The organism is Gordonia rhizosphera NBRC 16068, assembly GCF_000298195.1.
Taxonomy (GTDB): Bacteria; Actinomycetota; Actinomycetes; order Mycobacteriales; family Mycobacteriaceae; genus Gordonia; species Gordonia rhizosphera.
The window spans coordinates 20,706-46,004 of record NZ_BAHC01000197.1 but is presented as its reverse complement, the minus strand read 5'-3'; the positions used below and the strand labels follow the sequence as shown (position 1 = coordinate 46,004).

Annotated in this window: 19 protein-coding genes; 4 read left to right on the top strand and 15 right to left on the bottom strand. The window is 67.2% G+C overall.

Features of this window, described 5'->3' with window-relative positions; genetic code table 11:
• Positions 1 to 48 precede the first annotated feature (48 nt).
• Complete coding sequence (selD, locus tag GORHZ_RS23800; protein ID WP_040533222.1) at positions 49 to 1,047, top strand: selenide, water dikinase SelD; 999 nt, start codon at positions 49 to 51, stop codon at positions 1,045 to 1,047.
• Positions 1,048 to 1,299: 252 nt separating this feature from the next.
• On the opposite strand, the gene GORHZ_RS23795 is transcribed toward selD, so the two are convergent.
• The 7 genes from GORHZ_RS23795 to GORHZ_RS23760 all read right to left on the bottom strand — a co-directional run bounded on the left by GORHZ_RS23795 (position 1,300) and on the right by GORHZ_RS23760 (position 11,737).
• Positions 1,300 to 2,532, bottom strand: a complete 1,233-nt coding sequence (locus tag GORHZ_RS23795) for an HNH endonuclease signature motif containing protein (protein ID WP_006337606.1) — start codon at positions 2,530 to 2,532, stop codon at positions 1,300 to 1,302.
• Between the two features lie 367 nt (positions 2,533 to 2,899).
• On the bottom strand, positions 2,900 to 3,988 hold the full coding sequence (gene nrfD, locus GORHZ_RS23790; RefSeq protein ID WP_006337605.1) for an NrfD/PsrC family molybdoenzyme membrane anchor subunit: 1,089 nt from the start codon (positions 3,986 to 3,988) through the stop codon (positions 2,900 to 2,902).
• Entirely contained in the window at positions 3,985 to 4,983 is a 999-nt protein-coding gene (locus GORHZ_RS23785) for a 4Fe-4S dicluster domain-containing protein (protein WP_006337602.1), read from the bottom strand. Before GORHZ_RS23785 ends, nrfD begins: the two co-directional genes overlap by 4 nt.
• On the bottom strand, positions 4,984 to 8,148 hold the full coding sequence (fdnG, locus tag GORHZ_RS23780; protein ID WP_006337601.1) for a formate dehydrogenase-N subunit alpha: 3,165 nt from the start codon (positions 8,146 to 8,148) through the stop codon (positions 4,984 to 4,986).
• Between the two features lie 142 nt (positions 8,149 to 8,290).
• On the bottom strand, positions 8,291 to 9,055 hold the full coding sequence (locus GORHZ_RS23770) for an SGNH/GDSL hydrolase family protein (protein WP_006337600.1): 765 nt from the start codon (positions 9,053 to 9,055) through the stop codon (positions 8,291 to 8,293).
• A gap of 42 nt (positions 9,056 to 9,097) precedes the next feature.
• On the bottom strand, positions 9,098 to 9,859 hold the full coding sequence (locus tag GORHZ_RS23765) for an SDR family NAD(P)-dependent oxidoreductase (RefSeq protein ID WP_006337599.1): 762 nt from the start codon (positions 9,857 to 9,859) through the stop codon (positions 9,098 to 9,100).
• Between the two features lie 66 nt (positions 9,860 to 9,925).
• On the bottom strand, positions 9,926 to 11,737 hold the full coding sequence (locus GORHZ_RS23760; RefSeq protein WP_006337598.1) for an acyl-CoA dehydrogenase: 1,812 nt from the start codon (positions 11,735 to 11,737) through the stop codon (positions 9,926 to 9,928).
• 113 nt (positions 11,738 to 11,850) lie between these two features.
• Between GORHZ_RS23760 and GORHZ_RS23755 the strand changes: the two genes are divergently transcribed.
• The 3 genes from GORHZ_RS23755 (at position 11,851) to GORHZ_RS23745 (ending at position 14,499) form a co-directional block, all read left to right on the top strand.
• A complete protein-coding gene (locus GORHZ_RS23755) occupies positions 11,851 to 12,438 on the top strand; it encodes a TetR/AcrR family transcriptional regulator (protein ID WP_006337597.1) in 588 nt (195 codons plus the stop codon).
• A gap of 109 nt (positions 12,439 to 12,547) precedes the next feature.
• Positions 12,548 to 13,570, top strand: coding sequence for a zinc-dependent alcohol dehydrogenase family protein (locus tag GORHZ_RS23750; protein WP_006337596.1), 1,023 nt, complete (start codon positions 12,548 to 12,550; stop codon positions 13,568 to 13,570).
• Positions 13,571 to 13,626: 56 nt separating this feature from the next.
• Positions 13,627 to 14,499 (top strand): helix-turn-helix transcriptional regulator, encoded by an 873-nt coding sequence (locus GORHZ_RS23745; RefSeq protein ID WP_006337595.1) that lies wholly within the window; start codon positions 13,627 to 13,629, stop codon positions 14,497 to 14,499.
• A 585-nt stretch (positions 14,500 to 15,084) separates the two neighbouring features.
• On the opposite strand, the gene GORHZ_RS23740 is transcribed toward GORHZ_RS23745, so the two are convergent.
• The 8 genes from GORHZ_RS23740 to GORHZ_RS23705 form a co-directional block, all read right to left on the bottom strand.
• Positions 15,085 to 16,209 carry a helix-turn-helix transcriptional regulator gene (locus tag GORHZ_RS23740; protein ID WP_006337594.1) on the bottom strand — a complete coding sequence of 375 codons (1,125 nt, stop codon included), beginning with the start codon at positions 16,207 to 16,209 and terminating at the stop codon, positions 15,085 to 15,087.
• A 135-nt stretch (positions 16,210 to 16,344) separates the two neighbouring features.
• Positions 16,345 to 17,736 carry an FAD-binding oxidoreductase gene (locus tag GORHZ_RS23735; RefSeq protein ID WP_006337593.1) on the bottom strand — a complete coding sequence of 464 codons (1,392 nt, stop codon included), beginning with the start codon at positions 17,734 to 17,736 and terminating at the stop codon, positions 16,345 to 16,347.
• A gap of 66 nt (positions 17,737 to 17,802) precedes the next feature.
• On the bottom strand, positions 17,803 to 18,213 hold the full coding sequence (locus GORHZ_RS23730; RefSeq protein WP_040533216.1) for a RidA family protein: 411 nt from the start codon (positions 18,211 to 18,213) through the stop codon (positions 17,803 to 17,805).
• Positions 18,214 to 18,665: 452 nt separating this feature from the next.
• Positions 18,666 to 20,450, bottom strand: a complete 1,785-nt coding sequence (locus tag GORHZ_RS23725) for a sigma-54-dependent Fis family transcriptional regulator (RefSeq protein WP_006337591.1) — start codon at positions 20,448 to 20,450, stop codon at positions 18,666 to 18,668.
• A 191-nt stretch (positions 20,451 to 20,641) separates the two neighbouring features.
• Positions 20,642 to 22,291, bottom strand: a complete 1,650-nt coding sequence (gene groL / locus GORHZ_RS23720; RefSeq protein ID WP_006337590.1) for a chaperonin GroEL — start codon at positions 22,289 to 22,291, stop codon at positions 20,642 to 20,644.
• 63 nt (positions 22,292 to 22,354) lie between these two features.
• Positions 22,355 to 23,380, bottom strand: coding sequence for an NAD(P)-dependent alcohol dehydrogenase (locus tag GORHZ_RS23715; protein WP_006337589.1), 1,026 nt, complete (start codon positions 23,378 to 23,380; stop codon positions 22,355 to 22,357).
• The gene (locus tag GORHZ_RS23710; protein ID WP_006337588.1) at positions 23,377 to 24,156 is read right to left on the bottom strand and encodes an iron-sulfur cluster assembly protein; all 780 of its coding nucleotides are present in this window, start codon (positions 24,154 to 24,156) and stop codon (positions 23,377 to 23,379) included. The genes GORHZ_RS23715 and GORHZ_RS23710 overlap by 4 nt, the downstream gene beginning before the upstream one ends.
• On the bottom strand, positions 24,153 to 25,199 hold the full coding sequence (locus tag GORHZ_RS23705) for an amidohydrolase family protein (protein ID WP_006337587.1): 1,047 nt from the start codon (positions 25,197 to 25,199) through the stop codon (positions 24,153 to 24,155). The genes GORHZ_RS23710 and GORHZ_RS23705 overlap by 4 nt, the downstream gene beginning before the upstream one ends.
• Positions 25,200 to 25,299 lie beyond the last annotated feature (100 nt).

Below are 25,299 nucleotides of genomic sequence, written 5' to 3'. Positions count from 1 at the left end.
GACCGTTCCCAAGTTAGCGAATCGCGGCGGGCTTTACTCTCGGACGTGATGACAACATCCGATGATCTCCGGACTCTCCGACTGACCGGCTTCGCGCATGGTGGAGGTTGCGCCTGCAAGATCCCGCCGGGCGAGCTCGAGGATGCGGTGCGCGGGCTGACCGGGCAGGCGGGCGGCGACATCATCGTCGGGGTCGACGACGGCGACGACGCGGCGGCGGTCCGGGTCCGCGACGATCTCGCAGTGCTGTCCACCGCCGACTTCTTCACCCCGGTCGTCGACGACGCCTACGACTGGGGACGCATCGCCGCCGCGAATGCGCTGTCCGACATCTACGCCATGGGCGGCGATCCGGTCGTCGCGATCAACCTGGTCGGTTGGCCGCGGGATCGGCTGCCGATGGAGTTGATGACCGAGGTGCTGCGCGGCGGACTCGCCATCGGGGCCGAGGCGGGCTGCCCGGTGATCGGCGGGCACAGCATCGACGATCCGGAACCCAAGTACGGGATGGCGGTCACCGGTGTCGCCGATCCGCACCGGTTGATCCGCAACGATGCCGCCGAACCCGGCCTACCGATCGCCCTCACCAAGCCGATCGGGGTCGGCCTGCTCAACAATCGGCATAAGCAGACCGGCGAGACCTTCGACGCCGCCGTCGAGGTGATGACCACGCTCAACCGGGACGCGTCGGCCGCGGCGCTGCGTGCAGACGTCGCCGCAGGCACCGACGTCACCGGCTTCGGTCTCCTGGGTCACCTGTTCAAGCTGTGCCGAGCCTCGGAGATCGGCGCGGTGATCGACCGATCGTCGGTCCCCGCGGTCGACGGTGCCCTCGACGCGCTCCGGGACGGCTACGTCTCCGGCGGCACACGGCGCAACCTCGACTGGGTACGGCCCCACCTACAGGTGGGTGGTGGGATCACCGACGACGATCTGCTCTTCCTCGCCGACGCGCAGACCTCCGGCGGGCTGCTGCTGATCGGTGAGGTGCCGGGGTATCCGGTGATCGGGGAGACGGTTGCCGGCGCAGGCATCAACATTCGCTGAACGACTCGATGAGTTGGCGCGGTTTACCGGAACGGTTGCGGTGCGGTTCGTCCACCGCCAGCGGATCACGCCGCGTTCCGAGTTGTCGGCACCGGTGTGCCCGTCGGATACCCGTCCGGCGAGCACACCGGTCCCCTCTATTTCTCACACTGTGGAGTTCTCAAGGTTCGTGTGCGTCCCGGAGTCGATCCGGGTCGCCGGTCAGGTTTGGCGAAAGGTGCTGCTGGTCAGTTCTTCTCGGTCATATTCGGGTCAGGCGGCGACCCCGTCCAGGCGCATGGTTCGGCGGTTGTAGGCCGGTATCGGGGTGCGGTTCGGGTCCTGTTCGACGGGTGGGAGCAGCCAGGGATGGCGGTCGGCGCCCATGATGATGTCCCAGCCGCTAGCGTGGATTTGGGCGTGGCACGAGGTGCACAGTAGGCATCCGTTGTCCAGATCGGTGGGCCCCCCGTCAGCCCAATGGGCGATGTGGTGGCAGACAGTATATCCTGCTGCCGCACCGCATTTCACGCACGACTGGTCGCGGACGATCAACGCCCGGCGTTGGTGGTGGGTGAACAGGCGTTGGGGGTGTCCCATGTCCAACGGCACCTTCTCGCCGTCGACGATGATCGCCGTGACGGTGGCATCACACGCCAGGGTCTGCAAGATCGGGCCCAGCCACTGCAGGGCTGCCGCATCGGGGGTGTCGGCCGGGACGGTCAGATTCAGCTGGGTTTTCGGTGCGGCCACCAGGTCGGTGACCCCCGACCCGGCGGCACGTGCAGCGGCATCCAGGATCATCTCCAACGCATCCGCACGGCGCTGCCCGGCGCTGCGGGCATCCTCGGAGCCGTCGGGTTCAGGGCGTTTGCCGGCCAGGGATGCGATCGCCGACACCAGTTTCTCCCCGATCACGATGTCCAGGTTTGCCGAGACCTCCAACCGCCCGTCATCGGTCGGCGTGGTCGCCCACTCGTTGATCGTCCGGTCGTCACCGGCCGGGGCCCCACCCTGCTCGTCGGCTATCTGGTTCCCGAGCGTGCGGGCGGTGGCGAGCACCTCGCGCGGGGTGGCCCCGGCAAACGCCTGGGCGATCAGGGCGAGTTGGTGTTCGATGCGTGAGACCTCGCTCAACGGTTCGGGCGACCTCTTCTCGATATGCCCCATCCCGCGGACCAACGCGTCGACGTGTTCACCGGAGAAGACCCCATCCCCGCTGTAGGCGGCGACCCGCTCCAACGACTCCAGCGCGGCGGCGATCCGCAGCCACCGATCCGCCACCGTGGGTGCGGCACCCATCTCGATCAGCAGGGCCCGGGTTTTGCCGCCGGTCTGCCGTGCCACCCCCAACCGATCCAGCGCACCGGCATGCACCGCGAGTTGGTGGTCGACCACGTTACGCAGCCCCATCAGGATCTTGGTGGTGTCGAACACCTCGCGGCCGGTGGCGTCGGAGGTGATGGTCAGGTCACGGACGGTGGGGAGCAGGGTGTCGATTGGCATGCCCCCATATTAGTCGAACACCTGTTCGAAGACAATGGTTCTGATGAGTCTATTTCGCTGCGCGGCAACAGTTTTCATCAGAAAGATCGGCTCAAACAAAGAAATCTTACCGTGCGGGTGTGACAGATTATGGCCGTCAACTGTGCAGCGCTACGAGGATGCTCTCGGCGCAGAGCAACGGCATCGCGTGCGTCGACGGATACGCGCAATGGGGCGCGTGCCGCGTTGCGACGCGCTCCACGCAACAACGCTGCAACCCGCTGTGTGTGTGCGGCTTTCGGGTTGCGAGCGCCCTTCGAGACGCTTGCGAGCTCGCTCATTACGGGGCGCGTCGCTCGCAATCGCTGCCGAGTCGATCGGTGGTGCGTCAGTCCACGGTGGTGATGGAGTCGTCGACGATCCCGGCCGCGCGTCGCTCCGCGAGTCGACGCTTCTGCGGTTCGATGGTGTAGCGCGGATCCTTCGCCGACTCGATGCCGGCCTCGAACACGCCGAAGCGGGTGAGCGCCGATGCGGTGAGGAGGGCCAGACCGGACAACACCGACACCTTGCGCGACCGCCCGCCGAACAGCGCGCCGATCCCACCGGCCACCGCGAGTTCCTCGCTGGCCTGAAGCATTTTCCTGGCATGGCCGTGATGAAGCGGTTCGGCCGCCACCGGATCCATCCGCCGCTCCATGAACCTCGTCGCCGCCACGTCTCCGATGACGCCGAGGACGGCCAGGGTGCGCGCCGGACCCGCCTCATCGACGGGGGTCGTCACCATCGCCAGGCCGGAGGCGGCGAGGCTCGCCGAGGAGACGAACACGAACGGCAGATCCCGGTGCGCCGCATTCCAGGTGGGTGTGGCGGTGTCGGAGAGGAGCACGGCGGTGTAGACGGCCAGCGGCGGCCCGGCGATACCCGCGGCGATCCCGGCCGGCCCTTCCGCGGCCCGCAACGCCCCGCGCAGTGGACCGAGAGGTAACCGTTGCCCCGTCATCCGGTCGATCTCCGCCGCGGTGGCAACCCCGAGCGCGCCGCTGAAGGCGGACAGGATCCAGGAGCCGACACTCATCGGCGAGGTCACCTTGAAGGTGCGCAGCATATTGTAGAAGCGGTCCGGCCGACCGAGATCCGCGACCAGGGCGACGGCACCCAGCCCGACGGCCGTCATCCCACTCAACCGTGCGTTGCGGCGCAGCCGGGTTTGGCTGCGGAGCTGCGCCCCGGCGGCGAGCACGCCGGAACCCCCGGCGACCCCACCGAGGAACAGATAGGCCGCGACCTCGTGTCCCCACGGCGGCGGTTTGACGACAGGATGGCCGTAGTACGAGGAGAATTCGGCCTCCGGAACCATCGACATCTCACGAGAACCGTCGGCCGGAAGGGTTGACCGACGACGGGCGAGTCGCTTGCCGCCGCGCCGTCGGCGTTGCGGTTCCGGCGGGCGGAAGGCGTCGAACTCGGAGGTCACCGTCGTGCTCCGGTCAGGAACGAGATCGCGGCGGCGGCGAGCATCCCGGCCGCCGCCATCCCGGCGCGCTTGTACATTGTCATCAGGTCCGCGGTGCACACCCGAGGGTCCGGTGGCAGGCCGTACACCTCGGGATCGTCGAGCAGCAGGAACACCGAGCCGGTGCCACCGACACCGTCATTGGGATTGGCGCCATAGAGCCGCGCCTCGGTCATCCCCTCGGCGTGCAGTGCCGACACGCGGGCCCGGGCCTTCTCGACCAGGTCGTCGTGGTCGCCGAATTTGATCGACGTCGTCGGGCAGGTCTGCGCGCAGGCCGGGGTCTGGTCGTTGACCAGTCGGTCGTAGCAGAGGGTGCACTTCTGTGCGACACCGCGTTTCGGCACCGGGGGTTGTTCACCCTTGCGGTGTCCCTGGCGAGTTGTCGGTGCGGCGGTGCCGTCGGCGCGACGCTCGACGACCCCGAACGGGCACCCGGCCACACACGTCCCGCAGCCGTTGCACACGTCGTCCTGCACGACGACGGTGCCGAACTCGGTGCGGAACAGCGCCCCGGTGGGGCACACGTCCAGACAGCCCGCATGCGTGCAGTGTTTGCACACATCCGACGACATCAGCCACCGGAACTCCGGCGTGTCCGGTGGGGTGGTATCCGGTTGCGTCGGTGCGTCATCGGTCGAACCGACCTGCGGCATACCGAGATCGACCAGGGCGCGACCGGATTCGCGGGCCGCGGTGATCCGGTCGCGGTCCTGCTCGATGAACGCCACATGCCGCCAGGTGCTCGCGCCGAGCGCGACGGTGTTGTCATAGGACATGCCGGTCAGTTCCAGGTCGCCGTCGCGCGGGTTGTGGTTCCACTCCTTGCAGGCGACCTCGCAGGCCTTGCAGCCGATACAGATCGACGTGTCGGTGAAGAACCCCTTACGCGCACGCTCGTCGTCGCCCCAAGCCGCGTCGGCGGTCGGGTCGGTGGGACCGGACAGCTGGCCCATTTAGCTGCGCCTCCTGGTGATCCGGATGTTGTCGGTCTCGGTGGTCACTCCGGCTCGTTCCTGGTACTGACGTACCAGATCGAGCAGCGCCTGCCCGGTCGGTCGCCGTCCTGCGATGATGTCGCAGGACCCCACCTTGGATTCCTGGATCTGCACATTCGGGTCGAGCGTGACGCCGATCAGGTCGTTGGCGGCGTCACCGCTGACCACCGCGTCCGAACCCACGCCCCAGTGGTAGGGAAGACCCACTTGATGCACGCTGCGCCCGTTGATCCTCAGGGCCTTGAGCCGGTCGGTGACCAGCACTCGCGCCTCGATCGCCGCGCGGGCCGAGATGATCGTCGCCCAGCCTTCGTTGACCAGACCCCGTTCGGCGGCCAACGCCGGTGACACCTCGCAGAACATCTCCGGCTGCAGCTCCGCCAGATACGGCGACCAGCGGCTCATCCCGCCCGCGGTGTGGTGTTCGGTCAGCCGGTAGGTCGTGAACACGTACGGATACACCTCGGTCCCGGGCTCACCGGCGCTCGGTGCGTCCATGTTGTCGGTGCGCGCGAAGATCACTCGTGACGGCGATTGCTGTTGATGGTAAAGGGCATTCGCGACGGGCGATTCCTGTGGCTCGTAATGCGTCGGCAGCGGGCCGTCGACGAGACCCTTCGGCGCGAACAGCCACCCCTTGCCGTCGGACTGCATGATGAACGGATCGTCGCCGGCCAGCGCGTCGGCCCCGCCGCGATCCCGGTCCCCGCGGGAGTGCGGGTCCTTGTCGACCGGGAAGTCGGGTACGTCGTGCCCAGTCCACTTGCCCTGGCCGGCATCCCACCACACATAGCGTTTGCGTTCACTCCACGGGTTGCCGTCGGGGTCGGCCGAGGCGCGGTTGTAGATGATGCGACGATCGGCCGGCCACACCCAGCCCCATTCGGACTGACTCACCGACGGCCCGCCATCCGGAACACGACGTGCCGCCTGATTGGTCGAATCCGTATAGACGCCGGCGTAGATCCAGCAGCCGCATGCCGTGGAGCCGTCGCTCTTCAACTGCGTGTACGACGACAGACTGGTGCCCGCATCGGTTCCCGACACGTGATGGCCGTTGATCTCCGAGAGCACGGCTTCGGGATCGGGGTTGCCGTGCTCGTCGAGACGATAATCCCATGTCATGTCGAGCAGCGGCCGGTCGCGCTCGTCGCCCGACTCGGCCAGACGCTCGCGGATGCGCTTGCCGAGTTCGTAGAAGAAGTCCATCTCGCTCTGCGCGTCGCCCGGCGGCTCGACGGCCTGATGGCGCCACTGCACCATCCGTTGGGTCTGGGTGAACGATCCGGCCTTCTCCACGTGCGTGGCTGCGGGCAGGAAGAAGACCTCGGTGCCGATGTCGGTGGTGCGCATCTCACCCGAGTCGATCTCCGGTCCCTCCTTCCACCAGGTGGCCGACTCGATCATGTTGAGGTCCCGCACCACCAGCCATTTCAGGTGCGACATCGCGAAACGCTGCTGACGACCGTTGGCCGACCCGACCGCCGGATTCTGGCCGAGCAGGAAGTACCCTTCGACCTTGTCGTCAAGCATGTCGACCGTCGTCTGGTAGGTGCCCGCGGGACCGTTGAGCCGCGGCAGGTAGTCGAAGGCCCAGTCGTTCTCCGCGGTGGCGGCGTCGCCGAACCACGCCTTGAGCAGACTCACCGTGTAGTCCTCGGCGTAGGCCCAGAACCCTTTCTGGTGCGGGGACGCGATCGCGGCGAGATAGTCGGCGAGGGTGTCGTGTTTGCCGACCGACGGCATCGGCAGATAGCCGGGCAGCAGGTTGAACAAGGTGGGGATGTCGGTGGAGCCCTGGATACTCGCGTGACCGCGCAGCGCCATGATGCCGCCGCCCGGCCGACCGATGTTGCCCATCAGCAGCTGAAGGATGGCCGCGGCGCGGATGAACTGTGCGCCGAGGGTGTGCTGTGTCCACCCGGTGGCATACGCGAAGCACGTCGTGCGCTCACGCCCGGAGTTGTCGGCGATGGACTCGGCGAGGTAGGTGAACTCCTCGACCGAGATGCCGCACATGTCACTCACCATCTCCGGGGTGTACCGCGAATAGTGGCGTTTCACGATCTGGAACACCGACCGCGGATCACTCAGCGTGTCGTCGCGGTCTGCGTCGGCGTAGGTCCACGTCGACTGGTCGTAGTGCCCGGTCTCGGGATCGAAGCCGGAGAACAGGCCGTCGAGGTCCTCGGTGTCACGGAAATCCGTGTTCACCAGGGTGGCGGCGTTGGTGTAGGCGACCACGTAGTCGCGGAAGTACCGCTCGCGAGAGATCATGTGGTTGATCAGCCCGCCGAGCAGCACGACGTCCGACCCGGCGCGGATCGAGATATGCCGGTCGGCCACCGCGGACGTGCGTGTGAACCGTGGGTCGACGTGGATGACCCGGGCGCCGCGCGCCTTCGCCTCACTGACCCACTGGAAGCCCACCGGGTGCGCCTCGGCCATGTTTCCGCCGATGAGCACGATGCAATCCGCATTGGCCATGTCCTGCAGCGATTGCGTGGCGCCGCCCCGTCCGAACGAGGTCCCCAGACTGGGAACCGTGGAGGAGTGTCATATACGCGCCTGGTTCTCGATCTGGATGGCACCCGCGGCGGTGAAGAGCTTCTTGATCAGGTAATTCTCTTCGTTGTCGAGGGTCGCCCCACCCAGCGAGGCGATGCCCATCGTGCGGCGCAACGGCCGCCCGTGATCGTCGACGTCCTGCCAGCCGTTGCGCCGGGAGGAGACGAACCGGTCGGCGATCATGTCGATCGCGGTATCCCGGTCAAGGTCTGCCCACTCGGTGGCATACGGGGCGCGGTAACGAATCTTCTTCTGCCGCAGGGGGTTATTGACGAGCTGCTCGCTCGACGCACCCTTCGGGCAGAGCCGCCCGCGGGAGATGGGGGAGTCCGGGTCACCCTCGATCCCGACGACCTTCTCGTCTTTGACGAACACTTTCTGCCCGCAGCCGACGGCACAGAACGGGCAGACGCTTGCCACGACGCGGTCGGCGGTGGCCGTCCGCGGTTCGGTGCGTCGGGTCGTCGCCGACGTCACGGCCGGGCCGCGGCCGAAGAGGTCACCGGACCGCACCTGCCGCATCACCGGCCACTCGAGCGGGCTCCACGCTGGCACGTCCCCGAGCCTATCCGACTCGGCCCACGCGGTCACCCATCCTGGACGGTTCGTCCGCCGGAAGTCGGATCGCCCCCCTGCAAGGCCCGGACGACCTGACTTCCGGGGGGAGGAACCGTGGGTCTGCGGCGGGGACGGCGCGTCAGTGTGGAGAAGGGCGGAGCGTGACCCAGGTGGGGTGCTTGGCGGAGCGGTCGTCGCCAGGTGTCCCGCGCCGCAGCCGTCGGCCCAGCCACGGTGCGAAGTGATCGCGATAGAAGCGCACCTCATCGGACAGCGTCCGCGCGGGATGCGGACCCATCGGCGTCGTGGTGGTCAGCGACGGGTCGTCGATACCGAGCGCGGCCAGCACGAGGCCCGCGACCCGACGATGACCGATCTCGTTCAGGTGCAGCCGGTCCGCCGACCAGTAGCCGGGATGGCGGATCTCGTCGTCGTGGAACACGTCGACGAAGTCCACTTCCTCATCGGCCGCGATCAAACCCACCTCGTCGGTCAGATACGCGCAGCGTCGTCGGATCGTGTCCCCGAACGGCAGGCCGCCGGAGGGATCCGGCCCCGCGAGCACGACGACGTGGATGCCGGCGTCGCGGCTGCGTCGTACCGCGGTGCGGATCATGTCGAGCAGGCGTTGCGGGTCGATGCCGGGTCGCAGTGTGTCGTTGCCGCCGCCGTTGAAGGTCATCATCGTCGGCGCGGGTGCCAGTGCGAGCGCGGCGTCGATCTGGTCGGTCGCGATCGGTTCGAGCAGCCGCCCGCGCACCGCGAGGTTGGCGTACTCGACGGCGTCATGTTTCGCCGTCAGCCCGGCGGCGACGAGATCCGCCCAGCCGCGGGGGATCTCGTCGCCGAACGGTTCATCGCCCACACCTTCGGTGAAGCTGTCGCCAACCGCGACGTAACGCATTGCGCCCCTCCCGAATCCGACCCTCCCGTGACCCTCGGGTGGCTACGTAACGGTGATGCCGCCGTCGACGGGGATGGTCTGTCCGGTCACGTACCCACCGGCCGCCGACGCGAGCCAGATGGCGGTGGCGGTGAGTTCCTCACCCCGACCCATCCGGCCGAGGAGGACGCGGGGCATCTGCGTGTCGAGGTAGCCCTCGTCATAGGTGTCGGTCATCTCGCTCTCGAAGAATCCCGGCGCGATCGCATTGACGCGGATTCCCTTACGGGAACCCCATTGCTGGGCCAGGTCGCGGGTCAACCCGATCACTCCGGCCTTGCTGGCGGCATATGCGGCCTGCGGCAGGCCGGCGGTGGTGATGCCCAGGATGGACGAGATGTTGACGATCGCGCTGCCGGGTTGCATGACCCGGCCACACGCCTGTGCCATCCAGTACGACCCGTTCAGGTTGACGTCGATGACCTGCCGGAACTGCTCAGGGGTCTCCCGCGTGGCGGGGAACGCGGTGCCGACACCGGCATTGTTGATCAGTACGTCGACGCGGCCGAAGGTCTCCATCGCGGCGTCGACGACGGCCTGGCACTGGTCGGGGTCGGCGACGTCGGCGGGCACCGTCAATGCCTTGCGGCCCAACGCCTCCACCGCCGCCGCGGTCTCCGCCAGCCGATCGGCGCGCCGCGCGGCCAGCACGATGTCGCAACCGGCCTCGGCGAATCCCTTGGCGAACGACACCCCGAGCCCCGACGATGCGCCGGTGACGATGACGACCTTGCCGGTCAAGCCGAACAGATCCAGTACGCTCACGTGCTTCTCTCCTTCGATCGGTGTCGGGTTCTTCACTACCAGACGTTCTTCACTACCAGGCGGGGCTCAGAGCCAGGCCGGGTCCGTGTTCAGGGTGGTGCGATCGAGCGCCTCGAGCAGGTCCAGCTGCGGCCCGGTCTTCGGCAGCTCGTACCGGTAGAAGTACTGCGCGGCAGCACGTTTGCCGTCGTAGAAGTCGCCGCTCTTGTCTCCGACCGCGAGCAGCTGCTCGAGCCACATCCATGCGATCACGATATGACCCGCGGCCTCGAGGTAGGCGGTCGCGTTGGCCAGGGCGAGCGACGGATCGCCGGCGGACCAGACCTTCGCCGTCACCTCGACGAGCCGGTCGAGCGAGGATCGCAGCTCGGCAGCGTACGTGGCGGTCGCGTCGTCGGCGGAGGCGCGCTCGATGCTCGTCGCGATGGTCTCGACCAACAGTGCGAGTCCGGCACCTCCCTGCATCGTCACCTTGCGGCCCAGCAGGTCGAGGCCGTGGATGCCGTGCGCACCCTCGTGGATCGCGTTGAGCCGGTTGTCGCGGTAGTACTGCTCGACGTCGAATTCCTTGGTGTAGCCGTATCCGCCGTGTACCTGGATCGCGAGGTTGTTCGCCTCCAGGCACCACTGCGACGGCCAGCTCTTGGTGATCGGGGTGAGGACGTCGAGCAGCAGGGTCGCGCGGTCGCGGTCGGCGCCGGTGGTGGTCAGTTCCTCGTCGACGAGGGTGCTGCAGTACAGGCCCAGCGCGAGGGCGCCCTCGACGTAGGACTTCTGTGCGAGCAGCATGCGTTTGACGTCGGCGTGCTCGATGATCGGCACCGGCTTGCTGGTGGGATCCTTCTGGTCGACGGGACGGCCCTGGGTGCGGACCTTTGCGTACTCCAGCGATGCGAGGTAGCCGGCGTACCCGATGGAGGTGGCCAGGAATCCGACGCCGATGCGGGCCTCGTTCATCATGTGGAACATGTAGCTCAGGCCGCGGTGTTCCTCGCCCACGAGGTATCCGACCGCGCCGGGAACGGAGTGAGCGGGCGGGTTTTCTGTAGCGCCGGATTCGGTTGCGGGGGAATATGTTCCGTCGCCAAAGTTGAGCAGGGTGTTGGTGGTGGCCCGGTTGCCCATCTTGTGGTTGAGGCTGACGAGCGCGACGTCGTTGCGGGTGCCGTCGGCCAGGTACTTCGGCACGATGAACAACGAGATGCCCTTGACGCCGGGGCCGCCGCCGGGGGCCTTGGCGAGCACGAGGTGCACGATGTTCTCGGTCAGTTCGTGGTCGCCGGCGGAGATCCACATCTTGGTGCCGGTGATCCGGTAGGTGCCGTCTGCCATCGGCTCGGCCTTGGTGGTGATGTCGGCGAGCGACGACCCGGCCTGCGGTTCGGAGAGGCACATGGTGCCGGAGAAACGGCCCTCGACCATGGGGCGTACCCAGGTGTCGATCTGCTCGGGCGTCCCGTATTCGGCCAGCAGATTCGCATTGCCGACGGTCAGGAACGCATAGGACGACATCGATGCATTGGCGGCCTGGAACCAGGCGCTCGAAGCGCGGTTGATGACCGTGGGCAACTGCATGCCGCCGAGCGATTCGTCGAACGAGCTCGCCATCAGCCCGGCCTTGACGAACTCGGCGATACCGGACCCGATCTCGGCGGGCAGCACGACCTTGCCGTCGTCGCCGACGTAGGGCTCGTTCTGGTCACCGAGCTTGTTGACCGGGGCGAAGCACTTGGTGGCGAGGTCCTCGCTCAGTTCGAGCACGGCGTCGAAGGTCTCGCGCGAATGCTCGGCGAACCGTTCCCGGGCGGTCAGCTTCTCGACGTCGAGCCACTCATAGAGCAGGAACTCGAGATCGCGTCGTGACAGGGGGGTGGCCATGGGACTCCTCCGAATCTAAGCATTCGCTCATTTCATAAGCGCTCGCTTATGATGCACCGTACAGTGCGATCAGGTCAACCGGGCCGAATCCGTTGAGATGAGCGGGAGGCGAGATGACGCGGAGTCGCGCGGGTGAGTCCGCGGCCGCCGAACGCATCCGTCAGGCGGCGATCGCCTCGTTCGCCGAGGTCGGCTACGGCGGCACGTCCACGCGACAGATCGCCAAGCGCCTCAACATGAGTGCGGCCGCGATGTACCCGCACTACCGGTCGAAAGAGGAACTGCTCTACGCGATCGCGCTGGAGGGGCACCGCGGGGTGCTCGCCGCGCTGCGCGCTGTGGACGACGAGTCGCTTCCCGACGCCGACCGGCTGCGGGCCGTCGTCGGGGAGTTCGCTCGCTGGCAGGCCGAACGCCACGACCTCGCCAAGGTCGTGCAGTACGAACTGCACGGGCTCACCCGCGAGCACTATCGCGCCATCACCGCGATCCGCCGCGAGACCACCGCGGTGCTGACGGACATCGTGCGCAGGGGTGTCGAGTCCGGGCAGTTCTCGGTCGACGACCCCGACGACGCCGTCCTCGCGGTGTCCTCGCTCTGCGTGGACGTGTGCCGCTGGTTCCCGTCGCGGACCCACGACGATCCGGTCGCGCTGGGCCGGGTGTATGCCGAGGTGGCGGTGCGGATCGTCGGGGGGTGACTGATCTGGGGGGTCACAACGTGCCCTCCCACACAGCGCCCAAGGGCGGTTGCATTGACGGTGAAAGGTCGGCGGCACAGAGGCCGACCGGACGCGACAGGAGAGTTCAATGCGTGGAGTGGTGATGTATTCGGCGGGCGACGTGCGGGTGGAGGAGCGCCCTGATCCGCGGATCATCGAACCGACCGACGCGATCATCCGCCTGACGGCGACCTGCGTCTGCGGGTCGGACCTCTGGCCGTATCGGGGCGTGGAGCCCGCCGACCATCAGGTGATGGGCCACGAGTACGTCGGTGTGGTGGAGGAGGTGGGCGCGGAGGTGAAGACCGTCGCGCCCGGCGATTTCGTGGTCGGTTCGTTTGTGATCTCCGACAACACCTGTGAGATCTGTCGGGCAGGTTTCCAGTCCAAGTGCGTGCACGCGGAGTTCGTCGCACAGACGATCGGTACCCAGGCGGAGAAGGCGCGTATCCCGTATGCGGACGGCACTTTGGTCAAGACCCCGGGAGAGCCCGACCCGGCGATGATCCCGGATCTCCTCGCCGCCTCGGATGTGCTCGGCACCGGCTGGTTTGCCGCCGTCGCCGCCCAGGCGGGCCCCGGAAAGACGGTTGCGGTGGTGGGTGACGGTGCGGTCGGGCTGATGGCGATCCTGGCCGCCAAGCAGCTGGGGGCGGAGCGGATCATCGCCATGTCCCGCCACCCCAGGCGCCAGGAACTCGCCCGCCACTACGGTGCAACCGACATCGTCACCGAACGCGGCGACGCCGGAGTAGCGAAGATCAGGGAACTGACCGGTGGGCTCGGCGCGCACTCGGTCGTCGAGGCGGTGGGCACCCAGGAGTCGTTCATGCAGGCGGTCGGCGCCACTCGCGGCGGTGGCCACCTCGGCTACGTGGGCGTGAACTACGACGTTCAGATCCCCGGCATCGAACTGTTCTTCGCGGGCATCCACACCCTGGGTGGTCCGGCGCCGGTACGCCGTTTCCTGCCTGATCTGATCGCGCTCATCTGGGATCGCAAGATCGACCCGGGCAAGGTTTTCGACCTGACCCTGCCGTTGGAAGCGGCCGCCGAGGGTTATCGGGCGATGGATGAGAGACGGGCGACCAAGGTCCTGCTCACCCTCTGAGCCCGGTTCCCGATGCCACCGGTCGGCGTTCACGACCGACGTACCCTGGGAGGATCATGAGCACGAAAGACGACGTGCGCGAGTTCCTGATCGCCCGGCGCGCGAACATCACACCCGAGCGGGCGGGACTTCCCGCCCGCTCGGAGGACCGGCGTGTGCCGGGGCTGCGCCGGGAAGAGGTCGCGATGCTCGCGGGCGTGAGCGTCGACTACTACACCAAGCTCGAGCGCGGCAAGATCCGCACCGCATCCGAGAGTGTCCTCAACGCGATCGCCACGGCCTTGCAGCTCGACGGTGTGGAGCGGGCATACCTGTTCGACCTCGCGCGTGCTGCTTCCGCCGGCGCCGGCCGGCGGAACCCGGAGCGGGCCCGCACCTCGGTGCGCACGTCGGTGCAGCGGGTACTCGACAGCATGACCGTGCCCGCGCTGGTGTACAACACGCGTCAGGACATCATCGGTTCGAACCTGCTCGGCCGGGCGATGTTCGCGCCGATGTTCGATACCGAGCAGCCGAATATGGCCCGATTCATCTTCCTCGACTCACGGGCTCCCGCCTTCTTCGGTGACTGGCGTCTGGCGTGCAGCCTCACCGCGGCGATGTTGCGGTTCGAGGCCGGACGCGACCCCCTCAACGCGGATCTGACCGCGCTCGTCGGTGAGTTGTCGGTTCGCAGCCCACAATTCCGAATCTGCTGGGCCGAGCAGGACGTGCACGAACACCGCACCGGGCGCAAGAGGTATCGGCACCCGGAGGTCGGTGACCTCGACGTCACCTACGATGTGCTGGAGTTGCCCGGCGAGCACGGTCTGTCGATCACGACCTACTCGGCAGAGGAGGGCAGTGAGACGGCAGAGAAGTTCGTCCTGCTGGCGAGCTGGGCGGCCGCGCGCGATCTCGAGGCGCCGGCAGTGTCCCTCGACCCCTGACTCTCCGGCGCCGGCACAGCCGTTGGGCGGCGTCGGAGAGTGCTCAACTGTTCGCGATGATCCGTTCAGCCGTCGCGACGGCGCCGTTCATCGGGATGGCGAAACCCATTCCCACGTTGTGACGGTGCTCGCCAGGCCGAGTGGGGGCCCGACAGTGATGACCGGCTGACCGACGCGCAGCGATGTGCTCTCGCCGAGGATCGCTGCGGGCGGTGGCGTGCCGAGGATCCTGAGAACCGTTGACCAGAAGCCACCGTCGAGCTCGCGACGACACCGGCCCGCGCCGACGATGCCACTGATCAGGATGCAGGCCGTCGGCAGCAGGACCGACCGGGCCGGCCGGTGTCCCGAGTCCGTCAGTGCGCGTCATGGGCGAGATTATTTGTTGGACAGTACGGTCGGACGAGAGTCTCAGACGAGAGAGGCGAACCAGCGCAGGGTTGCAGCGAGGCCAATTCCGCTGCCAGGACCGGTGATCGGCCAAGATGGCCGAACGATTCGGAGGTGTCGATCGCCACGACGATCGTGGCACGTTCGTACGGGACACGAACCGCACTCCGGATGATCGCGACGCGGCTTACTGTGCTACGCCAACGAACCCGACGACGTCAGCGGGTCGTTGAGCCGTGGGGCGTACTGATCGAAGTAGACCCGGGCGATGAGTTCGCGGCGGCTGCGGACGCCGGCCTTGTCGAAGATCGACTTGAGGTGGTCCTGGACGGTGTACGCCGAGACGTGCAGGGTGGCCGCGATGTCCTTGGTCGCGATGCCCTGCAGCACCATCTGGGTGACGTCGCGCTCCCGGGCGGTGAGCCCGAAGGCGGCCACGACCAGCGGAACGATCTCCGGCGGGCGTGCCTCCTCGATCGTCACGACGACCTCGCCGACGCGGCCCTCGGCGGCCGACAGCGGTGATGCGTGGACGACGAGCCACATCCCCGAGGCACCCCGAACCCGCAGCCGCGGCGGCACATCGGTCTCTCCGCGGCCGTACCGTCGTGCGGCACCCACCAGCGCACTGATCACGGTGGTCACCGCACCGCTGTTCCTCCCGGCCAGCAGGTCGTCGAGGCGCTCGTCGGCTCCGGCACTCATCTGGATCATCTGGTCGTTGCTGTCGACGATGAGTACGCACGGGCCGGACGGAGTCGTCTGCGGCTCGGCGACGATCGTCGCGAGCAGCCCAGTTCGCATACCGAGCGCCATCGGTTGGGACAGCGTTCGAAGATACTCGATCTCGGTGGCATCGAAAGGTTTCTCGCCGCGGTCGCGGAACAGCGCGAAGCCGCCCCAGACCTGGGAGTTGTCCCGGACGATCAGCCGTGCCTCGTCGCGAAAATCGAAGTGCGGCGCCATGAAGTCGGTCATCCGGGGTGAGATGCCGGGCTTGCCGCAGGTCAGTTCGTGCATCCCGATCGCATCGAGGCCGCAGAGCGCGAGTTCACGAAAAGAGGTCGTTTCCGGGCAGCCGTACTCGATCAGTCCCCACTCGTCGTCGTGGCTGTTCTGGCCGAGCAGCGACCCGTACTTGCGTGCGCTCGTCAACAGCAGGGTGTTCGGATCAACGGTTGCCGCGCACGCCCCCGAATGAGGCACGGCACGCGCCAGGGATGCCATCGCCTCGCCGAGGAACTCGTCGACACCGAGACCGGCGTGCGCAAGGACGTCGATATCGCGCCGAACCCGTTCGGCGGTCAGGGCTGAGGTCATGGTGACAAGTCTCCGTCCGTGCAGGTCAGATGTCCATCCCAGAAGTGTGGGGCGCACCGGCGCACCTCGGGGAGCGGGTGGGTACCCGGTCCCCGAGGTGCGAGCGGGCGAGCCACGAGGGGCGGGAACCCCGATTCAGATGCCCCGGCCGAAGACTCCGGTGGGATCGTGGCGGCGGCGGATCTCCGCGAGACGGACGCGATCTCGCTCGGACCAGAGCGTGGGCAGCTCGGCCGAGGACCGGCGCCCGGCGAAGTTGAGCAAACCGCTCGAGGCCCACGGTGCGATCGCGCCGGCGACGGCATCGAGATGCGGGCCGGCGAGGTCGCCGAGCGGGCCGTCGGGGACGGCGACGGCGAGCACGACATATTCCGCGTCACGACCCGTCACGGAGTTCGGTATGCCCTGAGGGGTCGCGAGCTTCCCGCCGAGCCTGCGGACCTCGACGATCGCGAGCGGGCTCACGACGTCGGGACCGACGGCGGCCAGAATGGCGTCGACCGCCTCGGACGGCAACTCGCTGAGCCCATCACCATGTTCGACGCTGGGCAGCGGACCCGGAGGGTCCATGTGCACGGCGTCGAGTGCGGCGGCGGGTATCACGTCGATGTTCTGCAACAGGACCGGCCCCGTCGTGGTCATGGGTTCGAGCAGCTGGGCACCCACCGCAGGGTCGCCGACGTAGGTGAATCGCAGATGGACCACGGTCTGACCCTGCAGCGGCAGCGGCAGCTGTGGGTCCGGCGGCAGTCGCAGGATCGCGATTGACGTGCCGGCCTCCTCGGGGAGGTTCGGGGCCCAGCGCTGCCAGGCATGCAGGATGTTCTCCGCCGCGGCGGCCGCGAAGAAGATGCCACCCCCGTACAGGGTGGCCAGCTCGACCACCTCGAATTCGAGCGCGGTGACGATCCCGAAGCCGTCACGGCCACCGAGCAGGGCCCAGAACAAGTCGGAGCCGGCGCCCGCGTCGACGGTGCGGACCGTTCCGTCGGCGGTCACGACCTCGATGCTCCGGACTCGGTCGGCGGCGAAGCCGAAACGGCGTCCCAGGGGGCTCAGTCCTCCGCCGAGCGTGTAGCCGACGACGCCGACCGACGACGACGAGCCGGAGATGCCGGCCAGGCCGTGGGGCGCGGTCTTGGCGATGACGTCACGCCACCGGGCGCCGGCACCGACCCGGGCGGTCTTGGCGACGGGGTCCACGGTGACGTCGTTCATCCGGGAGGTGGTGATGACCATGTAGCCGCGGCCTTCGGGGATCGGACCGTGACCGGTGGCCCGGACACCGATGCGCAGGTTATTGGCACGGGCGTACCGGACGGCTGCGGCGACGTCATCGGCGTTCGTGGCACCGACGACGACCTCCGGGGTCAGCACGTTGGCGACGTTGAACCCGGCGATCTCGTCGTCGTATCCGGGATCGCCGGCGATCAGCACCGGGCCGACGATGGTGGCGTCGAGGTCGCGGATCGCGGCGCCGACGATGCGGACCGGATAGGTGGGGTCTTCGGGAGTGGTGATGGACATGGGTGTCTCCTCGGGTCAAAGGGTACTGCGCGGTGATGGTTCGGATTCGTACTTCGGTGACTCTGGTCAGTGGCCGGCCTGGGCCGTGATCTCGACGGCCAGCCCGGGCAGGGCGAGGGCGGCGACGCCGACCAGCGTCGCCGGCGGTGTCGCGCCGACGACGTCGAGGCGTTCGGTCAGCGCTTCGTAGGCGGCCAGGGTGCCGGGAATGTCGGTGGTGTAGAGAGTGAATGAGAAAACGTCGGCGAGGGTCATGTCGGCCTCGGCGAGCAGCTCCTCGACGCGGTGGACGGCGAGTGAGAGTTGCGCCTCGACGTCACCCTCGTGCAGCACGCGGCCGTCGTCGTCGATGGAGGCCTGCCCCGCCAGCGTCATGATTTCGCTTGGGGCGGGACGTAATTGGGCTTGGTCGAAGCGTAGGGGTGTGTTCCAGTTCGACGGGTTGATCCGTCTCGTGGTTGGGGTTGTGGTGTTCATGCATATGAGATTCGCCTGTGCGCAGTGCGATTCCCATCCCGATGCAGCGGGGATTTCCCCGCCCAGATTTCTGGGGGTCGATCGTTCGGCGGACCTGGGACCACCACGTCGATCGTGCGCACCTGAGCGTCGAGCGTGCGCACCTCATCGTCGAGCGTGCGCACCAGAGCGAGATCTGTGCACGCTCGACGCCGACGTGTGCACGGTCGACGGGTCTGAACGTTGACCGTGCACGTGTGGACGTCGACTGTGCGTGCCCGGCCCGTCGATCACGCACGCTCGACGGAAATTCGTGCACGCTCGACAGAATGGTGTGCACGGTCGACGGAAATTCGTGCACGCTGGACGCCGGGGTTTGCACGGTCGACGTGGGGGGTGCACGGTCGACGGGGCGGGGTGGGGCGGGGTGGGGTGGGGCGGGGTGGGGCGGGAGGCTCGACGCGCGTCAGGCGTCAGACGTCGATGCCGAATTCCTTGATCTTGCGGTAGATCGTTGCGCGCGAGATCCCCAGCGCCGCGGCAGCGGCAGCCTTGCTGTGGCCGTTCTCCTCGAGACTCCGGATGATCGCATCGCGTTCGATGGCCTCGATCCGCGTCAGTGTGTGCCGACTCAGCGAACGGCAGGAGGGCGGGAGCTGGGCGACGTCGATGACTCCGGACCGTTGGTGAGTGACGATCTCGCGCAATATCTGCCGTAGCTCTGCGACATTGCCCGGCCAGCTGTACTTACTGAGCTGCCGCATCGCATCCGACGACACCTTCAACTCGCGGCCGCGGGTCAGCTGACGCAGCAGCGTCGGAATCAGATCGTGGAGGTCTTCGATCCGGTGACGCAGTGGCGGTATCGGCACGGTGTGAGCAAAGAATGGGAGCAGGAACGCCGCCGCGCCGGTATCGTCGTCGGAACCGGCCCCTCCGTCGCCGATCGTGACGCCGATCCACCCCGCCTCTTCACGCCCCGTCAGCAGACCTGCCACGGTGACGAGTGTCTGCTCGTCGACCTGGTCGATGTCGCGCAGGATGATGGTGAAGTCGTCGCGGTCGAGCTCCGCGGCCAGGGCGTCGAGTGTCTCCGCCGACCGCAGGTCCTGTGGGGCGAAGACGCGGCTGCTGCCTCGTGCCCGGGTCGCGGCCGCACGAAGGAGCGCTGACCGACCGGAGCCGTCCTCGCCGGACACCGCCAGCCATTCGGACGCCTCGACGGCCCGGACGATCCGGTCGCAGCACTGCTGCCACGACGAACTGCGCCCGACGACACCGGGCAGTGACATGCCGGTGCGGGCGATGGGGCGGGATGGCGGCCGTTCGGCCGCGGACAGCATGTGGACGTGGAACACCGCCATCCCCGTCTGCTCGTCCCAGTACTCGTCGATCGGGGAGAGCCGTGCGATCCGACCGCTCGCCAGGGTACGCACCCGCCGTGCCGACGACGCGTCGAGCGTCTGATCGACGGCGTGCTCGAGTAGTGCGATCTGGTCCTGCGGGTCGACGGCGAGACGGAGTCGGTGATTCATCAGCACGACATCGCCGGCGATTGCGAGCACCATCATCTTCGGTGCCCGTCGGCACGTCGCGAGGTAGGCGTTGAGCAGACGGGTTTCGCGTTCGCTGGCTTGGGAGAGCAACCGCTGCTCGATCTGGGCGGTGGCGGATTTCGCGAGCGAGAGCAGCAGTGGCCCGCCGTCGTCGGCGAGTCCGGTGAGATCCAGGACTCCGATCACGGCGCCGGATACCGGGTGGACGATCGGCACCCCGGCACACGAGAGCTGTGCGAAGCAGCCCGCGTAGTGCTCCGAACCGCGGACCAGCGTGGCCTGTCGGTTCTCCAGGGCGGTGCCGATGCCGTTGGTGCCCGCGTGCTCCTCGCTGTAGGAGTAGCCCGGAGCGAGGCTGACGACGTCGAGCATCTTGTCCAGGCGTCGGCTGGCCGTCTTGCGCGACAACACGACGCCGTCCGGGGAGGTCAGAATGATGCTCACCGGTTCGGTGGACAAGTCGTCGGCGAGCTGGTGGATGACCGGCCGTGCCGCGGAGACCAGCGGGCTCTCCAGGTTGGGTTCGCGCACAAACGGCAGATCCAACCGATCGGCGTGCACGTTGAACGCCCGGGATCGTCGCCACGACGTGGAGATACTGTCTCGGACGTCGCCGTCGATGTCGTCGTCGGTGAGGAAGCGTTCGCGCGCAGCAGCGACCCCGCCGCGTGCGCCGGCGGGAAAGCTGTGCTGGGGACTCACAGAAACAGCAGACTCCTCTGTGATCTGGATCTCACTCTCAATTTTCAGTCTAGCGGACACCGCGCCGACGCCACACGGGGTGCCGGTGCGGGTCTCGCTGGGGAGGGCCGGTCACGATCTACGCCGGAGAACAACTATGTGTTCCGATCGCGACCGGCCCAGCTCGGGTTGCGGAACTAACCGGCGTCGCGTCAGTAGATGTTCGAGGGCCGCACCATCCCCTCGGCCAGATCTCCGAATCCGGGCGCGACGATGGCGCCGGGATTCGTCAGGACCTCTTCGACGACGGCGGTCTCGGTGGTGATCAGCAGAGCCGCGATCGAGGCGGCGCTCTCCAACGCGGCCCGCGTCACCTTGCACGGATCGATCACGCCCTCGTCGAACATGTCGCCGTATGCGCCGGTCAAGGCGTTGAAACCGTGCCCGATGGGCAGCCCGGTGACCACCTTGACGACTTCCTCACCGTCGAATCCCGCGTTCGTGGCGATCCAGAACAGCGGTTCGGCGAGCGAACGGCGCACCACGTCGATCCCCACCGCTTCGTCGCCCTCGGCGACCAGCGACTCCAGCGCTCGGTGTGCCTGTGCCAGCGCCGTCCCGCCGCCGGACACGATGCCGGCCTCCACGGCGGCGCGGGTTGCGGCCAGTGCATCCTCGACGCGGAGCATGCGTTCCTTGAGCTCGACGCTGGTGACCCCGCCGACCCTGATGACAGCGACGCGTCCGGTCAGTCGGGCGATGCGCAGTTCGAGGCTGTCCCGGTCGGGATCCATCCGGGCGCGGCCGAGCTGTGCCTCGAGTTGTGCGACGCGGGCGTCGACCAGGGTCTGGTCACCGTGCGCGCCGACGATGGTCGTCTCGTTCTCGGTGACGGTCACCCGATCACAGGTGCCGAGGCGGTCGATGGTCACCTCGGACAACTCGACGCCGGTGTCCTTGGCGATCACGTGTCCGCCGAGCGCTATCGCCAGGTCCTCGAGTTCGGCGACGCGGCGATGGCCGAAGCCGGGTGCGCGCACCACCACCGACTGCATCGTCTTGTGCATGTTGCCGCCGACCAGCAGCTGCAGCGCCGGTCCGTCGACGTCCTCGGCGAGCACCAGCAACGGGCGGTCGGCCCGCTTGGCCGCCTCGATGCTCGGCATGATCTCCTGAACCGCGGTGATCTTCTTGTTGGTGAGCAACACCACTGGGTTCTCCAGCACCGCTTCCATGCGCTCGGGGTTGGTCACCATGTAGCCCGAGATGTAGCCGTGGTCGAACTCGATGCCGTCCACCACGTCGACCGTCAGGCCGAGTGTGTCACTCTCCTCGGTGGTGATCACTCCGTTCTTGCCGACGTGCTCGACGGCGGTGGCGATGACCGCACCGATGACCTCGTCGTCGCTGGCTGCCAGGCTGGCGATCCGTTCCAGATCGCCGCGCCCACCGATCTGCACGGCCTGCTCGGTCAGCGCGGCGGTCACCGTGGCGACCGACCGTTCGATGCCGCGGCGCACCCGCATCGGGTTGGCGCCCTGTTCGACGGCGCGCAGGCCCTCCCGGACCATGGCCTGAGCCAACACGGTCGCGGTGGTGGTGCCGTCACCGACGACACCGTTGGTCTTCATCGCGACTTCTTTGACGAGTTGGGCGCCCATGTTGGCGAACGGATCCCGCAGTTGGATCTCCCGCGCGATGGTGACACCGTCATTGGTGATCGTGGGTGGACCGGTCAGTTTCTCCAGAACGGCGTTGCGGCCCTTGGGGCCCAGCGTCACCTTGACAGCGTCTGCGAGGGCGTTGACGCCCCGCTCCAGCCGCAGCCGCGCCTCGGCGTTGTAGCGCAACTCTTTGGCCATGATCGAAGAACCTTTCGTGATGTGTATACGGGAGATGTGTTCGGGGGGAAGGTAATCGGTATGTCAGGGAATCAGGATGGCGCGCCCTCTCACCCTGCCGGCATCGAGATCGTCGATGGCCTGCTGGAAGTCGTCGAGGGCGTATTTGGCGGTGTGCAGGGTGACCTTGCCCTGCGCGGCAAGGGTCATCAGTTCCGTGAGATCGTTGTAGGAACCCACGAGGTTGCCGATGAAATTGATCTCCGTGGAGATGATGTCGATGGTGGGCACGTCGATGTTCTCGCCGTAGCCGACCACGAAGTAGTTGCCGGCACGCCGCAACATGGCCACACCCTCGGCGGTCGCGCCGCCCTCACCGACGAAGTCGAGGACCGCTTCGGCACCCGCACCGCCGGTCAGGTCGAGTACCTGCTGCACGTGGGTCCCGTCGGCCACGATGCCGTGGTCGGCGCCGACCTCGACGGCGAGCGCCACCGCGTCGGGATTGCGGTCGACCACCACGATGGTCACCCCGGAGATGGCCTTGAGGACCTGAATCCCGATGTGCCCCAGTCCTCCTGCGCCGATGACCACGCAGTAGGCACCTGGATAGGTGGCCCGTGCGACCTTCGCCGCGGCGTGATACGCGGTGAGTCCCGCGTCGGCGAGCGCCGCGACGTCCGCTGGTTCCAGCGAATCGTCGATCTTCACCACGCTACGTGCCGTGGTCTTCAGGAAATCGGCGTAGCCCCCGTTGGTGTCGATACCGGGAAAGGCGCTGTTCTCGCAGTGCACGTCGTCGCCGGACCGGCAGGCCCGGCACAGTCCGCAGGTGATCAGCGGGTGCATGATCACGGTGTCGCCGACGGCGACGTTGGTAACGGCATCACCCACCGCGTGCACCCAGCCGGCGTTTTCGTGGCCGATCGTGTAGGGCAACGAAACCCCGCTCTTCTCGGCCCACTGGCCTTCGAGGATGTGCAGATCCGTGCGGCACACACCGGCGCCGCCGATCCGCACGATCACATCGAGCGGCCCGGTTATCTGCGGATCGGGGATCTCGGTGAGCTGCAGTTTGTCGTGATAGCCGACGACCTGTACGGCCTTCATGATGCACTCCTGTGGGTTCTCAGATCGGTGATGACGGGTCCCGACGTGCCGTTGCAGTCGGCGTCGTCGGCATAGCGGGTGGCGAGCAGTCCGCGACAGAAGTGGCCGTTGCCCTCCATCGAGATCCGGACCGAGCGCGCGAAGCGGAACCGGAGGCCGACGCCGTCGGCGGGCACCGGGTGTCCGTCGTCGTCGACAAGGACGAGACTGTTGGGGCACAGACTCAATCCGGCGTTGGCGCGGCGGCGCAGCAGCGCGCCCTTCTTCGGTCCGGGCGGCAGGTCGCGCAACGTGACGTGCCCGAGATCGTCGAGTTCGACCAGCCCTCGGGCGAGCACATCGGTCAGGGCACGTTCCATGGCGGCGATGTGTGCCTTGCGGACGAAGATGTCGCGCAACTCGTCGAGGCTCTCCTCGGCCTCGACCCCGAACGTGCCGACATAACCTGCCTCGACGGCCAGTCCCGCGTTGATCTTGTCGCTGTCGTGATGGTCGTCGAGCATCACCCGGACAAGCCCGACGTCATCGACGTGTTGCAGCGCGTCCTGTGCGTCCGAAGCCATCAGGTAGGCGAAATTCGGTGAGCAGAACGACGTCGGGAGCCGCAGGTGGACGGTGACGCCGTCATCGTCGAGGGTGATGGACCGCACGAACCGCAGATCGGTGATCGGCTCGTCGAGTTCGGGGTCGACGACGGTCGAGAGCGCGGCCAGCACCGCATCCGTGACGTCGCCGGTCGCCGACGTCGGGTGCCCGACGGTGGCGACCGCGGTCATGACGTCACCGTGTCCTGGGCGCCGGTGGCGACCTCGGCACCGGGATCGGCTGCCGCGGTGGGGATTCGCAACTCCTCGGGCACCTTGATGTTCGGGTACAGGGCGGCGGCGTTGAGGCCGAGGATCTTCTTCTTCTGCTCGACGGTGATCGGCGCGTACTCGGTCATGTCCTCGGGGATCTGGAAGTCCACGAAACGGTCGACGAGCCAGCGCGGATTCCACAGGGCGTAGTCGGAGGCGAACAGGATCTTGTCCTCACCGATCCAGTAGAGGAGTTCGCCGATGATCTGGGCGAAATAGCGAGGCCGGGTGTGGATGAACGGGATCGCCACGGCCAGACCCCCGTACACGTTGGACTCCTGGGTGGCGATCCAGCAGAAGTCCTCGAGCCGGGGCAGTCCGACGTGCTCGATGATGAAGTTGAGGTCGAGATAGTCGGTGGCCACTTTGTCGACATCGGCGACATCGAACGCGTCGCGATCCAGCGGACGGATCGTCGGCCCCTTGTGGACGTGGATGTTCTTGATCCCCAGTTCGATACATTCCTCGAGATACCGTCGCGACCAGTGATCGTCGAGCTTGTAGCCGCGCGAGTCGCCATGCCACTCGGCGGTGTAGAGCTTCACGCCCTGCAGGTGCATGGCCTCGGCGTCGCGGCGCAGCTGGTCGAGACCCTGCTCACCGTCGCGCGGATCGTAGGCGTGGTTGTAGGTGAGTTTGTCCGGGTTGTCCGTCGCGAGTTTGAACGAGTCGTCGACCTGCGCGAAACCGTTGACATAGAAGTCCCGCAGGATCGTCGCCTGGAAGATCGCGTGATCGGCCGGGCCGTCGGTGAACAGGTCATGCATGAACCGGTCGGGCCCGTAGTAGCAGTAGGTGTCGTAGTCCCACACCTCCTCCTCGGGACTGAGGTTCCGGTGATAGTCGTAGAAGCAATCGATGAACTGTTTGCCGTGGATGTTGCGTTGATTGCTCTCGCGTCCGTCCCAGAGGTGGACGTGGGCATCGACGACGAAGTACTTGTCCCCGTTCTTCTCGTACATTTCTTCACTCGCAATCTCGTGAGGGCTGATGGTGGGCTTGGTGGTTCTGTCCGGAACAGCACCACTTGTCGGCGGGTCGGCGTAGGGTCCGCCGCCGAGG

Coding starts and splice junctions, on each gene's coding strand:
- groL (WP_006337590.1), bottom strand. CDS start 22,291: ATGGCCAAAGAGTTGCGCTACAACGCCGAGGCGCGGCTGCGGCTGGAG.
- GORHZ_RS23750 (WP_006337596.1), top strand. CDS start 12,548: ATGCGTGGAGTGGTGATGTATTCGGCGGGCGACGTGCGGGTGGAGGAG.
- GORHZ_RS23740 (WP_006337594.1), bottom strand. CDS start 16,209: ATGACCTCAGCCCTGACCGCCGAACGGGTTCGGCGCGATATCGACGTC.
- GORHZ_RS23710 (WP_006337588.1), bottom strand. CDS start 24,156: ATGACCGCGGTCGCCACCGTCGGGCACCCGACGTCGGCGACCGGCGAC.
- GORHZ_RS23785 (WP_006337602.1), bottom strand. CDS start 4,983: ATGGGCCAGCTGTCCGGTCCCACCGACCCGACCGCCGACGCGGCTTGG.
- GORHZ_RS23745 (WP_006337595.1), top strand. CDS start 13,627: ATGAGCACGAAAGACGACGTGCGCGAGTTCCTGATCGCCCGGCGCGCG.
- GORHZ_RS23735 (WP_006337593.1), bottom strand. CDS start 17,736: ATGTCCATCACCACTCCCGAAGACCCCACCTATCCGGTCCGCATCGTC.
- GORHZ_RS23770 (WP_006337600.1), bottom strand. CDS start 9,055: ATGCGTTACGTCGCGGTTGGCGACAGCTTCACCGAAGGTGTGGGCGAT.
- GORHZ_RS23730 (WP_040533216.1), bottom strand. CDS start 18,213: ATGAACACCACAACCCCAACCACGAGACGGATCAACCCGTCGAACTGG.
- GORHZ_RS23715 (WP_006337589.1), bottom strand. CDS start 23,380: ATGAAGGCCGTACAGGTCGTCGGCTATCACGACAAACTGCAGCTCACC.
- GORHZ_RS23755 (WP_006337597.1), top strand. CDS start 11,851: ATGACGCGGAGTCGCGCGGGTGAGTCCGCGGCCGCCGAACGCATCCGT.
- GORHZ_RS23760 (WP_006337598.1), bottom strand. CDS start 11,737: ATGGCCACCCCCCTGTCACGACGCGATCTCGAGTTCCTGCTCTATGAG.
- selD (WP_040533222.1), top strand. CDS start 49: ATGACAACATCCGATGATCTCCGGACTCTCCGACTGACCGGCTTCGCG.
- GORHZ_RS23705 (WP_006337587.1), bottom strand. CDS start 25,199: ATGTACGAGAAGAACGGGGACAAGTACTTCGTCGTCGATGCCCACGTC.
- GORHZ_RS23795 (WP_006337606.1), bottom strand. CDS start 2,532: ATGCCAATCGACACCCTGCTCCCCACCGTCCGTGACCTGACCATCACC.